This window comes from Janthinobacterium sp. GW821-FHT03C08 (assembly GCF_059420905.1).
In genome coordinates this window covers 20,954-33,651 of the sequence record NZ_JBWKUP010000024.1, presented here as the reverse complement: position 1 = coordinate 33,651, position 12,698 = coordinate 20,954, and the positions used below count along the sequence as shown (strand labels likewise).

Genomic DNA, 12,698 nt, shown 5'->3' with positions numbered 1-12,698 from the left:
TTAAAACACCCAGAGTTTATCGGCCGGCATGTGCAGCCAATACTTGCCCGCTTCGAGCTTGTGGCGCGAATAGGCGCGCAGGCTGATGTTGTCCGCGCCGCCCCGTTCAAACAGGCATTCCCAGCGGTCGCCCAGGTACATGCAGGTCAGCAGAGGCATCTCGATGGCGTTGTCCACCTGCGTGGCGCTGATCTTCACCTCTTCCACGCGGATCATCGTCGTCACCTCCGCACCCACATTGGCGCCGCGCGCCACGCCCAGCATGGGCGCGCCGTCGACGAGCAGGCGCACGGCGCTGCCGTCGCGCTGCACCACCTTGCCAGGCAGGCGGTTGTTGCTGCCCATGAATTCCGCCGTGAACAGGGTGTCCGGGGTTTCATACATGCTTTGCGGCGTGCCTTGCTGCTCGATCTTGCCGTTATTCAGCAGCAGGATACGGTCCGAGATGGCCATCGCCTCGCCCTGGTCATGCGTCACCATCAGGGCCGACAGGCCCAGGCGCACGATCAGTTCGCGCAGGAAGGCGCGCGCTTCCTCGCGCAGCTTGGCGTCCAGGTTCGACAGCGGCTCGTCGAGCAGGATCACGGGCGGGTTGTACACCAGCGCGCGGGCGATCGCCACGCGCTGCTGCTGGCCGCCGGACAATTGATGCGGATAGCGCTCGCCCAGGTGCCCCAGTCCCAGCTGCGTCAGCACTTCCTTGATGCGCGCGGCAATCTCCGTGCTGCTCATCTTGCGCAACTTGAGGCCGTAGGCGACGTTGTCGAAGACAGTCTTGTGCGGCCACAGCGCGTACGACTGGAACACCAGGCCCAGGTTGCGCTGCTCGGCCGGCATCTCGAAATGCTTCGCGCCGTCGAAGACATTGCGCTCGCCGATCTGGATGCTGCCCGCCTTCGGGCTTTCCAGCCCGGCCACGGCGCGCAGCAAGGTGGTCTTGCCGCTGCCCGAAGGCCCCAGCAGGGCGACCACTTCGCCCTTCTGCAGGTGCATCGAAACGCCCTTCAGGATGGGGTTGGCGGAAGCGCCGGTGCCATAGTCCAGGTGCAGCTCATTGACGGTCAATTCATTCATGGTGTGATCTCAGTATATTTATTAGTTATGCAGCTCAGTTATGCAACTTGACGCCAAAGCGCAGCGCGATGCCCAGGCCGATGGCCACCAGCGTGATGTTGATGAAGGACAGCGCCGCCACCAGGTCGGTCGAGCCGCCCGCCCACAGCGACACCAGCATGGCGCCGATCACTTCCGTGCCTGGCGAGAGCAGGTACACGCCCGTCGAATATTCGCGCTCGAAGATCAGGAAGACCATCAGCCAGGCGCCCAGCAAGCCGTATTTGATCAGCGGCAGGGTGACGTCGCGCGTCACCTGGCCGCGGCTGGCGCCGACGGCGCGCGCCGCCTCTTCCAGTTCCGGTCCCACCTGCAGCAGCGCGGTGGAAATGAGGCGCATGCCATAGGCCATCCAGACGACGGAATACGCCAGCCACAGGGCGAAAATCGTCGAGCGCAGTTCGCGCAGCACGGGGATCACATGGCCGCTGAGCCACAGGGCCACGCCGTTGTCCATGCCCTTCAGGATGCCGTCGAGCCAGGCCGGCACGAACAGGAACACCCACAGGAAGGACAGGCCGGCCAGCAAGCCTGGAATGGCGCGCGGCACCAGCACGCTGTAATCGAGCAGGCGCGTGATGCCGTCCTGCTTGCGGTGCATGGCCAGCGCGATGAAGCTGTAGCAGCCCACGGCCAGAGCGCCGCCGACGACGCCGATCAGGATGGTGTTGACGATGCCGCGCACCAGCGACGGCTGGTCGAAGATGTCGCGGAAATGCTGCAAGGTCAGCACGTCGGCCAGGTGCACGCCCTCGCCCCAGTACTGCACGAAGGAGCGCAGCACGATGCCCGTCAGGGGCAGGATGATGGTGAAGATCAGCCAGCCAGCCAGCAGGGCGAATGCCAGCCACTTCCAGCGGCCCAGCGGCATGGCCTTGCTGCGCGCGCCCTTGCCCTTGATCGACACGTATTTGTTGGCCGATTTGAGCAGCCAGCGCTGTATCATCACCAGCGGCATGGTCACCATCACGAGGCACACGGCGACGGCGGCCATCAGGTGGTAGGACGGCGTGCCCAGCTTGTTCGTCAGCTTGTACAGATAGGTCGGCAGCACCAGGTGGCCTTCCGGGTCGCCCAGCACCAGCACCAGGCCAAACACCTCGAAACCGAGGAAGAACACCAGCACGCCCGCATACGCCAGGGCCGGCATGATCATCGGCAGCGACACATTCATCATCACCTGGATCGGCGAGGCACCGGCCACGCGGGCCGCCTCTTCCACGTCCGAACCCAGGCTTTTCAGTGCCGACGAGGCATACAGGTACACATGCGGCACGTGCGTCAGGCCGGCGATGATGACGATGCTGGTAAACGAGTAGATATTCCAGGGCACGAAGCCGAGCAGCTCCTTGGCCCAGGTCGAGTAAAAGCCCACGGGGCCCATCGAGACGACGTAGCCAAAGCCCATCACCATCGGCGAGACAAAAATCGGCACAAGCAGCATGGGCGCGACCCAGCCGCGGCCGGGCAGATCGGTGCGCACCATCAGGAAGGCCAGCATGCCGCCCAGCGGCACGGCGATGACGGTCAGGCCGAAGGCCAGCATCAGGCCATTCTTGAAGGCCATCGAGAAATCGGGATCATCGAAGATGAAACGGTAGGAATCAAAGCCGAATTCGCGCACCGGCATGAAGAAGGGCGCGTTCAAGAAGCTCTGGTAGAAAATCAGGAACAGCGGCAGGAAAATGGCGATCAGGGTGATCGTCACGACCACGCCGCGCGGCCAGTTCAGGCGCGACAGGAGAGAGCGTGACCGGACAGGTAACGGCAGGATGGCAGTTTGCATGATGAATCCAATGAATGAAGGGTGCGGCATCCGCCCGCAAGCGAGGCTCGCGGGCGGCTAAGACGGCATTATTTTTTGCCGGCTGTCTCTTTCCATTGTTTCAGGAAGGCCATGCGCTTGGCCGGTCCCAAAAATTGCAGGATGATGGGGTGCACGGGAATCGGCTTGACATTGGCCGTGCCGATTTCCTTGACCAGTTCGGCCGAGGTGGTCTCGCCCGTGACGTCGGCGCGGATGGCGAACAGCTTGGCGCCGTTGGCGATGATGGTCTGGCCGCGGTGCGACAGGATGTAATCGAGCCACAGCTTGCCGGCGTTGACGTTCTTCGCATTCTTGTTGATGAACTGCACGCGCGACAGGATCAGCGTGTAATCCTTCGGCAGCACGACGCCGATCGACGGGTCGGTCTTGGCGCGCACCAGGGCGTAGGAACCGAGCACGTTGTAGCCGATCAGGTTCTCGCCGGAGGAGATGCGCTCCATCATGGTGCCCGTCGACGACTGCACGCGCACCTTGGCGGCGCCAAACGCGTTCTCCAGCGCCAGGAACTGCGGATACTCCTTGGCATCCTGCGCCATGAACATGAAGCCCACGCCCGATTTCTCGATGTCGTAGGTCGTGACCTTGTCCTTGAATTTCGGCGTGGCGATCAGCTTGACGAAGTCGTCATGGGTCTTCGGCACTTCCTTCGGGTCGAGCAGGCGCTTGTTGTAGACGATGGCGGCCGGCTCGAACGTGGTGCCGTAGGCCTGGTCATCCCACATCGCCCAGCCCGGGATCTTCGACGCTTCGACGGATTTGTATTTCAGGGCGTAGCCGTCCGAGGCCAGGCGCATCTGCAGGTCCATCGCCGACGACCACATCACGTCGGCCGTGTTGCCGCCGGCGGCCACTTCGGAAATGAAACGGTTGTACACCTCGGTGGAATTCATGTCGTTGTATTCGACGGAAATGCCGGGATACAGGGCGCTGAAGTCCTTGATCAGGGGCGCTGCGGCCTTGCTGTCGGTGGCGCTGTAGATCACCAGCTTGCCTTCCTTCTTGGCCGCATCGACGATCTTCTGGTAGTCGGCCGGATAGCCGGCCGGCACTTGCGCGAAGGCGGCGCCGGCCAGGCTGGCAAACGCGGTGGCAATGGCGGCTTGAAGCAGGGTCTTGGTGTACATGGGTTGTCTCCGTCTGTGAAATAGATTTTTTAATATGTAGTCGCACTCAGCGCATCAGGCCAAGTTCGGTTGCCTGCCGCGCATATTCATCGACCGCTTTCCTGACATACGCGGTCAGCTTTGGCCCCGTCAGGGCGAATGGATACAGGCCGGCCTGCGCGCGCCATTCGGCGAACTGCGGCGTGGCCATGGCACGGTCGAAGGTGGCGACCCAGCGCTGGTAGTCCGCGTCGGGCACCTGCGGTCCCATCCACACGCCGCGGATGATGGGCCAGACCACGTCGACGCCCTGCTCGCGCGCCGTCGGCACGCCGGCCAGCACGCCCGGCAGGCGCTTTTCCGCCAGCACGGCCAGCACGCGCGCATGGTTGGCGCTGGCGTTCAGAGTGGCTTCGGACGTGTCGCCGGAAACCACCTGCACGTAATCGGCCTGCATCGCCGTAAACACTTCGCCGCCGCCTTCCAGTGCGACGAAACGCAGCACTTTCGGGTCGATGCCCGCGTGGCGCGCCACCAGCGCCATCTTCAGCCAGTCCTGGCTGCCGATGGTGCCGGACACGCCGATCAGCACCTTGTCCGGATGCTGGCGCAAGGCGTCGATCAGGTCCGCCAGGGTCTTGTAGGGCGAGTCGCTGCGCACGGCGATCATGCCGTAGTCGGCGCCCAGTGCCGCCACCCAGCGCACGTCGCCCGCCTTGGCGTTGCCGAACTTGCCCTGCGCCAGATTGAGCAGCGAGCCGCCCGAAAATGCCACCAGGGTGTTCGGCTCCGCGCGGCGGCGTTGCGACGCCATCGAATGCCAGGCCACCGCGCCGATGCCACCGGGCAGATAGCTGATGCGCATCGGCGCCACGGCGGCTGCCGCGCCCTCCTGCGCCAGGCCTTTTTTCGCCAGCTTGCAGGTCAGGTCCATGGCGCCGCCCGGCTTGGACGGCACCACGCACTCGGCCGGCGCGGGCGCGCTGGCCTGCGCCGCGGCGAGGACGGGCAGCAGGCAAAGCAAGGATAGGAACAGGGAGCGCAGCATGGTCATGGCTTAGAAGCGGTGCTGGATGCCGGCGATCAGGCCGCGCTGCGTGTCGCCGAAACCGGCATCGTCGCGCGACAGGCTGACCAGCTGGTTGTGCTTGGCCTTGGCATACGCGCCGGCCACGTACAGGTCGGTGCGCTTGGACAGGGCATAGCGCAGGCGTGCCACGTACATGATCGGATCGGCATCCAGGTTGGCAGGCACGTTCTTCACGTCCTGGTAGTAGATCACGCCCGTCAGGGTGATCACCGGCGTGGTCTTGTAGCTGACGCCGCCCCAGTACAGGGTACCGCGCACGTCAGGCTTGCCGGCAGCGGCCGGATCGAGCTTGTAGTCGCGCGCCACCGCCTGTACCTTCCACGGGCCGTCGTCATACATGGCACCGAGGTGAACAACGGTATTCTTGTCGCGCGCGCCGCCAACGATGGTATTGCCATTGACGCGTTCATACGTGGCCAGCAGGCTGACGGGCCCCGTCTTGTACGTGACGGCCGTGGACAGCTTGGCGCTGTCCGACGTGCCCGTCGTCTGTTCGCCGAAGCCGTAGGACGCGCCGTAGCTGAAATCGCCCGTCTTGCCCGAGTACTTGACCATATTGTCGAAGGCGGTGGTCATGCCGTACTTGCTTGGACCGCTGGCGTTGCCCGAGGTGGCCCACGAATAGAACGGCGCATACGCCATCGGATCAAACGGCAGCACGAAGTCGTACACGGTGGTGAACGAGCGGCCCAGCACCAGGCGGCCGAAGGCGCCTTCCAGGCCCACATTGGCCTGGCGCTTGAACAGCGCGCCGTCGGCGGCGCCCGTGTCGACGAGTATGCCGCCTTCCAGGTTGAACACGGCCTTCAGGCCGCCGCCCAGGTCTTCGCTGCCCAGGATGCCCCAGCGCGAGGTGTTCATGCCGCCGGAGCTCACCTGCGTGACCGAGCCCTTGTTCGGACCGGCGTTGCTGGTGGTGCTGACGCCGGCGTCGAGGCGGCCGTACAGGGTGACGTTCGATTCGGCCTGGGCGCTGCCGGCGGTAGCCAGGACAGCCATGGCGGCCAGCGAGAATGCGGTTTTCTTCATGTAGAGTGTCTCCCTTAGATATAGTTATTAGTGATATGCCTGATCAATTTCATGAATCAGGATCACACTATATGAGCGCCATCCTTTCAATTCGCTTTCAGACTGACAGGTGTCGCCGGCCAGCCACAAATGACACAAACATATTCAGCGCCTCCCCTGCCGGCAGGCTTACACTGCACCCATTTCAACGAATGGCGGAGACCATGCGCATATTATTAGTGGAAGACCATCTGGAACTGTCGCACTGGCTGGCCAAGGCCCTGCGCGACGCGCACCTGACGGTGGAGACCGCCCACAACGGCGCCGATGCCGACGCCCTGCTGCACACGCAGGAATACTCGCTGGTGCTGCTCGACCTGACCTTGCCGAAAATGGATGGCCTGGACGTGCTGCGCCGCCTGCGCGCGCGCGGCGGCACGCGCGGCAAGACCCCCGTCATGATACTCACGGCGCGCGGCGGCCTGGATGAAAAAGTGCAGGGCCTGAACCTCGGTGCCGACGATTACATGGCCAAGCCCTTCGAGCTGGCCGAACTGGAAGCGCGCGTGAAGGCCCTGCTGCGCCGCAGCCAGGGCAACGAAGCCCTCGTGCACAGCTGCGGCGCCCTCAGCTTCGACACCGTCACGCGCATGTTCAGCTATGGCGGCGCGGCGCTGGCGCTCACGCCGCGCGAACATGCCGTGCTCGAAGCGCTGATCACGCGCTCGGGGCGGGCCGTGTCGAAGGAAAAGCTGTTCGACGAAGTCTTCGCGCTGGCCGACGACGCCAACCTGGACGCCATTGAACTGTATATCCACCGCGTGCGCAAGAAGCTGGAGAACGGCGTGGAGAGCGGCTCGCCCGACGGCGCCGTCATCACCACCCTGCGCGGCATCGGCTACCTGCTGCAGCCGCGCAGCGCCATGGCGCCGGCCGCGTCAAAATGAGCGCCTCCATGCAGCGCCTGCGCCGCCCCCTGATCGAGCGCCTGCGCCGGCGCTGGGCGCAAGGCCGGCCACTGGGCACGCTGCGCAGCCAGCTGCTGCGCTGGCTGCTCATCCCGCTGGTGATGCTGGTGCTGCTGGACGCCGTCTTTGTGTACCGCAATGCCCTCGACGCGGCCGACATGGCGTATGACCGCTCCTTGCTGGCCTCCACGCGAGCGCTGGCCGAGCGCGTCTCCATCGTGGGCGGCAAGGTGGTGGCCGAAGTCCCCTACGTGGCACTCGACAGCTTCGAGACCGATACCCTCGGGCGCATCTATTACAAGGTGACGGGCATCAATGGCGAACTGGTCTCGGGCTACGGCGACCTGCCGCCCGTGCCGAAAAACGTGCCACGCTCGCAGAACTATCCAGCCCTGGTGCGCTTCTACCACGCCGACTACCACGGCAAGCCGATACGCATCGCCGCCCTGCTGCAGCCCGTGTACGACGATTCGATGCGCGGCATCGCCCTGATCCAGGTGGCCGAGACGCTGGACGCGCGGCGCGGCCTGTCAAACCAGATCCTGTTCGATACCCTGATCTGGCAGGCGGCGATGATACTGGCGATGGGCGCCCTCGTGTGGTTCGCCGTGCGCCTGGTGCTGCAGCCCCTGATGCGCCTGAAGACGGAAGTCGAAACGCGCGCCCTGTCCGACCTGTCCGACGTCGATCCGGCACTGGTGCACAAGGAGATGCGCCCGCTGGTGAGCGCCATGAACGGTTCCATGTCGCGCCTGCAGCAGCTGATCGCCAGCCAGCGCCGCTTCATCGCGGATGCCTCGCACCAGCTGCGCACGCCCCTGACGGTGCTCAAGACCCAGGCCGAACTGGCCTTGCGCGAATGCGACCGCCAGGGGGCGGCGGCGCCGGACATGGCCGCCTTGCGCGACATCGTGCGCTCGATCGCCACCACCACCGATTCGACCGTGCTGCTGGCCAACCGCCTGCTGACCCTGGCCCGCATCGAACATGGCGGCGACAGCCTGGCCATGGACACCGTGCCCCTGCGCGACGTGGCGCAGCAGGTGGGCCTGGAAATGGCCATGGCCGCCGTCGGCAAGCATATCGACCTGTCGCTGGAAGCGCGCGACGAGGCGCCCGTGCACGGCCAGGCCCTGCTGCTGCACGAACTGGTGGCCAACCTGGTCGACAATGCCCTGCGCTACACGCCGCCGGGCGGCAGCGTGGTGCTGCGCGTGCGCGCGCCGGATCAAGGCGACGAGGACAGCGACACGGTGCTGGAAGTGGAAGACAGCGGCCCCGGCATTCCGCCGGCCGAGCGCGAACGCGTGTTCATGCCGTTTTACCGCGTCGGCGCGGCGCTCGAGAGCAATCCCGGCGGCGCGGGCCTGGGCCTGGCCATCGTGCGCGACATCGCCGCCCTGCATGGCGCGCGGCTGGAACTGGCGACGGCGGCGAATGGCCACGGCCTGAAAGTCAGCGTGCAGTTTGGCGCTGTCGCATGACGGCCTGCAACGCGATTGAACCGATATCACACGTTGCTTAAAAACAACGCATAATTTATTTTCAATATTTTTTAAATAATTGCCTTACATAAACATATTCACGCCTATACAATTCGGTCCCCATTAAGCGGCGAGATAGTCTCTCCGCATTAATTATCTAGGACTCATATGAAAAAGCAATTGTTTGCAGTAGTCGTCAGCGCCGCCATGGCATTCCCTTTGTTCGCACAAGCTGAAAACATGTATGTCGGCGCGAATGTCGGCCGTTCGGAATTGAAATTGTCGGGCGATGAAGTGTCGGGCAAAGAAAACAAGACCGGCTTTAAAGTTTTCGCTGGCTACGACTTCACGCCTAACTTCGGCGCAGAGGCCGGCTACGTCAATTTCGGCAAACTGAAAGAAAGCGAAGGCAAGGAATCGCTGAGCTTGGAAACCAGCGCTTTCTACGTCGCAGCCACGGGCACGCTGCCCCTGAACGAACAATTCTCGCTGTTTGCAAAAGCTGGCGTAACGCAAAACCACACCAAAGCGAAATTGAACCTGATCGGTTTCAATGGCAGCGAATCGAAAAACAAAACCGCTGCCCTGTTTGGCATCGGTGCTGCATACAATATCAATAAAAACCTGTCGGCCGTTGCTGAATATGAAAACTTCGGCAAAACGATGAGCCAGGATGGTATGAAACTGAAAGCCGACCTGCTGTCGATCGGCCTGCGTTACAAGTTCTAATTCCCGCTCGCGCGAATCAGAATCAAGCCGTTATCCACGGCTGATAAAAAAGCCGGCTGCAAAGCCGGTTTTTTTTATGGGCGAATGGCGTGCAAACGGCATGAATGTTAAGATCGCGCCCTGAGATTTTAATGAAAGCCTGCCGTCATGATGACCAAAGAAGATGTAAGCGAACTGTTTGCCAATATCGCCGAGAATGCACCGTGGGACCTATCCCAGCCGCTGCTGTGGGGCTATTACTTCACCAACCCGACTTCCGCCCCGCTGGAGCAGGCCGCCGCCCTGCTGGCGCTGCAGGGCTACCGCCCCGTGGAGCTGTACCAGCCGGAACTGGACGACCCGGCCGCCGCCCCGGTCTGGGTGCTGCACGTGGAAAAGGCCGAAGTGCACGGCGTCGACAGCCTGCACGCGCGCAATGGCGAACTGATGGCATTCGCGCAGGACAACCAGCTGGCCAGCTATGACGGCATGGATGTCGGCCCCGTCGGCGCGCCCGACGTACCGCAGCTGTAAGACACTGCGGCAATGAAAAAACGGCGCCCGCGGGCGCCGTTTTGCGTGGATCGCTGAAAACTCAGCTGAGGTTTTCCAGGCGGATCTTGGTGACCGTGCCCACCACGCTGTTCAAGGCTTCCATCTTCTCGATGGCGGCCGTGACGTTCTTTTCCTGCGTCTGGTGCGTCAGCATGATGATGTCCGTATGCGTCTCGCCCTCGGCCGGCTCCTTTTGCAGCATGGCGTCGATCGAAATGCCGCGTTCGGCCAGGATGCGCGTCAGGTCGGCCAGCACGCCCGGCTGGTCGGCCACGTGCATGCGCAGGTAGTAGCTGGTGGTGATTTCCGACATCGGCAAAATTTCGATGTTGGTCATCGCGTTGGGCTGGAAGGCCAGGTGCGGCACGCGGTGCTCCGGGTCGGCCGTGGCCAGGCGGGTGATGTCGACCAGGTCGGCGATCACCGACGAAGCGGTCGGCTCGGCGCCCGCACCGCGGCCCGAGTACAGGCTGGCGCCGACGGCGTCGCCGTGCACCAGCACCGCGTTCATGGCGCCTTCCACGTTGGCGATCAGGCGCTTGGCCGGGATCAGGGTCGGATGCACGCGCAGCTCGATGCCTTCCACGCCGTTGACGGTGGTGCGCTTGGTGATGCCCAGCAGCTTGATGCGGTAGCCCAGCTGCTCGGCGTAGCGGATGTCGACGGCATTGAGGTTGCTGATGCCTTCCACATAGGCCTTGTCGAACTGCACCGGGATGCCGAAGGCGATGGCCGACATGATGGTGGCCTTGTGCGCGGCATCGACGCCTTCGATGTCGAAGGTGGGGTCGGCTTCCGCGTAGCCCAGTTCCTGCGCCTGTTTCAGCACGGTGGCAAAGTCCAGCCCCTTGTCGCGCATCTCGGACAGGATGAAATTGGTGGTGCCGTTGATGATGCCGGCGATCCATTCGATGCGGTTGGCCGTCAAGCCTTCGCGCAGCGCCTTGATGATGGGGATGCCGCCGGCGACGGCCGCCTCGAAGGCCACCATCACGCCCTTGTCCTGGGCGGCGGCGAAGATTTCGTTGCCATGCACGGCCAGCAGCGCCTTGTTGGCCGTGACCACGTGCTTGCCGTTGGCAATGGCCTGCATGACCAGGGTTTTCGACAGGTCGTAGCCGCCGATCAGTTCGACGACGATGTCGATCTCGGGATCGTTGACGATGAGGGACGGGTCGTTGACGACCTTGCAGGCGCCGGCGACGAGCGCCTCGGCGCGCGCCACGTCGCGCACGGCGACGGCCACGACTTCAATGCCGCGGCCCGCGCGGCGCTTGATTTCTTCCTGGTTGCGCTGCAGGACGCTGAACGTGCCGAAACCGACATTGCCCAGGCCCAGCAGGCCGATCTTGATGGATTTCATAGGTGTGCTTGACTGCTCATTAAGTGGCACCGCAACAGGCGACGCCAGGTTGATCGAGATTGCTGCTGGCCGGCTCAGCCCCGGCCGTGACGCTTGCGATAGCCTTCGAGGAAGCGCGCGATGCGTCCCATGGCCTCGGTCAGGTCATCGGAATTGGGCAGGAAGACGACGCGGAAGTGGTCGGGCGCGATCCAGTTGAAGCCCGTGCCCTGCACGATCAGGACCTTCGCTTCGGCCAGTAATTCATAGGCAAACTGCTGGTCGTCGGCGATCGGGTAGATCTCCGGGTCCAGGCGCGGGAACATGTACAGCGCGGCCTTCGGCTTGACACAGGTGACGCCCGGAATGTCGGTCAGCAGCTTGTGCGCCAGGTCGCGCTGTTTCAACAGGCGCCCGCCAGGCCCTACCAGGTCTTGTATGCTCTGGTAGCCGCCAAGCGCCGTCTGGATGGCAAATTGCCCCGGGGCGTTGGCGCATAGCCGCATCGAGGCCAGCATGTTGAGGCCCTCGATGTAATCCTTGGCGTGCCGCTTTTCGCCCGACACCACCATCCAGCCGGAACGGTAGCCGCAGGAGCGGTAATTTTTTGACAAGCCATTCATGGTAATGAACAGCACGTCGTCGGCCAGCGAGGCGATCGACACGTGCTCGGCCTCGTCGTACAGCACCTTGTCGTAGATTTCGTCGGCGAAAATGATCAGCTGGTGCTGGCGCGCCAGTTCGACGATCTGCAGCAGCACGGACACGGGGTACAGCGCGCCCGTCGGGTTGTTTGGGTTGATGACGACGATGGCCTTGGTGTGCGGCGTGATCTTGCGGCGCATGTCCTCGATGTCGGGATACCACTCGTTCTGCTCGTCGCACACGTAGTGCACGGGGTTGCCGCCGGACAGGCTGACGGCAGCCGTCCACAGCGGATAGTCGGGCGCCGGCACCAGCACCTCGTCGCCGCTGTTGAGCAGCGCATTCATCGACATGACGATCAGTTCCGAGGCGCCGTTGCCCAGGTAAATGTCATCGATGGTGACGCCGGCGATGTTCTTGCCCTGCGTGTAGTGCATGACGGCCTTGCGCGGCGCAAACATGCCCTTCGAATCCGTGTAACCGGCGGCGTTCTGCAGGTTGAGCATCATGTCGCGCACGATCTCGTCCGGCGGGTCGAAGCCGAATACGGCCAGGTTGCCGATATTGAGCTTGGTGATCTTGTGGCCTTCTTCTTCCATTTGCCTGGATTTTTCCAGGACCGGGCCGCGGATGTCGTAGCAGACGTCCGCCAATTTATTCGATTTCTGAATCGGTCGCAAAATAAATCCCTGTCGTGATGCGGCGCGGACGGCCTACGCTTGCAGCATGAAAGCCGCGCCAGAACTGTGAACCCGTGAGACTGCAATGCGAAAACAACCATTCTCGCCGAAAGCAGGCCATTTTATCAAATTAAACATGGCAAATTGCAGCATTTCGCGCCGTTTATGCCACGC

General features: G+C 63.2%; 11 protein-coding genes. 4 read left to right on the top strand and 7 right to left on the bottom strand.

What is annotated here, in order from left to right; all coding sequences use genetic code 11:
• From AC07VL_RS25900 to AC07VL_RS25880, 5 genes are all read right to left on the bottom strand, one after another.
• Entirely contained in the window at nucleotides 1-1,074 is a 1,074-nt protein-coding gene (locus AC07VL_RS25900; RefSeq protein ID WP_494808388.1) for an ABC transporter ATP-binding protein, read from the bottom strand.
• Between the two features lie 34 nt (nucleotides 1,075-1,108).
• Entirely contained in the window at nucleotides 1,109-2,899 is a 1,791-nt protein-coding gene (locus AC07VL_RS25895) for an ABC transporter permease (protein WP_494808387.1), read from the bottom strand.
• A gap of 68 nt (nucleotides 2,900-2,967) precedes the next feature.
• Nucleotides 2,968-4,065, bottom strand: a complete 1,098-nt coding sequence (locus AC07VL_RS25890) for an ABC transporter substrate-binding protein (protein ID WP_494808386.1) — start codon at nucleotides 4,063-4,065, stop codon at nucleotides 2,968-2,970.
• Between the two features lie 46 nt (nucleotides 4,066-4,111).
• Entirely contained in the window at nucleotides 4,112-5,098 is a 987-nt protein-coding gene (locus tag AC07VL_RS25885; RefSeq protein WP_494808385.1) for a Bug family tripartite tricarboxylate transporter substrate binding protein, read from the bottom strand.
• A 3-nt stretch (nucleotides 5,099-5,101) separates the two neighbouring features.
• On the bottom strand, nucleotides 5,102-6,163 hold the full coding sequence (locus AC07VL_RS25880; RefSeq protein WP_290600856.1) for a porin: 1,062 nt from the start codon (nucleotides 6,161-6,163) through the stop codon (nucleotides 5,102-5,104).
• 203 nt (nucleotides 6,164-6,366) lie between these two features.
• Between AC07VL_RS25880 and AC07VL_RS25875 the strand changes: the two genes are divergently transcribed.
• The 4 genes from AC07VL_RS25875 (at nucleotide 6,367) to AC07VL_RS25860 (ending at nucleotide 9,836) form a co-directional block, all read left to right on the top strand.
• Nucleotides 6,367-7,089 (top strand): response regulator, encoded by a 723-nt coding sequence (locus AC07VL_RS25875; RefSeq protein WP_494808384.1) that lies wholly within the window; start codon nucleotides 6,367-6,369, stop codon nucleotides 7,087-7,089.
• Nucleotides 7,086-8,594 carry a sensor histidine kinase gene (locus AC07VL_RS25870; RefSeq protein ID WP_494808383.1) on the top strand — a complete coding sequence of 503 codons (1,509 nt, stop codon included), beginning with the start codon at nucleotides 7,086-7,088 and terminating at the stop codon, nucleotides 8,592-8,594. The genes AC07VL_RS25875 and AC07VL_RS25870 overlap by 4 nt, the downstream gene beginning before the upstream one ends.
• A gap of 168 nt (nucleotides 8,595-8,762) precedes the next feature.
• Nucleotides 8,763-9,323, top strand: a complete 561-nt coding sequence (locus AC07VL_RS25865; protein WP_494808382.1) for an outer membrane beta-barrel protein — start codon at nucleotides 8,763-8,765, stop codon at nucleotides 9,321-9,323.
• A 147-nt stretch (nucleotides 9,324-9,470) separates the two neighbouring features.
• The gene (locus AC07VL_RS25860; protein ID WP_494808381.1) at nucleotides 9,471-9,836 is read left to right on the top strand and encodes a ribonuclease E inhibitor RraB; all 366 of its coding nucleotides are present in this window, start codon (nucleotides 9,471-9,473) and stop codon (nucleotides 9,834-9,836) included.
• A gap of 61 nt (nucleotides 9,837-9,897) precedes the next feature.
• Here the strand turns inward: AC07VL_RS25860 and AC07VL_RS25855 are convergent, their stop codons facing one another.
• Both AC07VL_RS25855 and AC07VL_RS25850 read right to left on the bottom strand, forming a co-directional pair.
• Nucleotides 9,898-11,220, bottom strand: coding sequence for a homoserine dehydrogenase (locus tag AC07VL_RS25855; RefSeq protein WP_494808380.1), 1,323 nt, complete (start codon nucleotides 11,218-11,220; stop codon nucleotides 9,898-9,900).
• Nucleotides 11,221-11,294: 74 nt separating this feature from the next.
• Entirely contained in the window at nucleotides 11,295-12,524 is a 1,230-nt protein-coding gene (locus AC07VL_RS25850; protein ID WP_076566854.1) for a pyridoxal phosphate-dependent aminotransferase, read from the bottom strand.
• Nucleotides 12,525-12,698 lie beyond the last annotated feature (174 nt).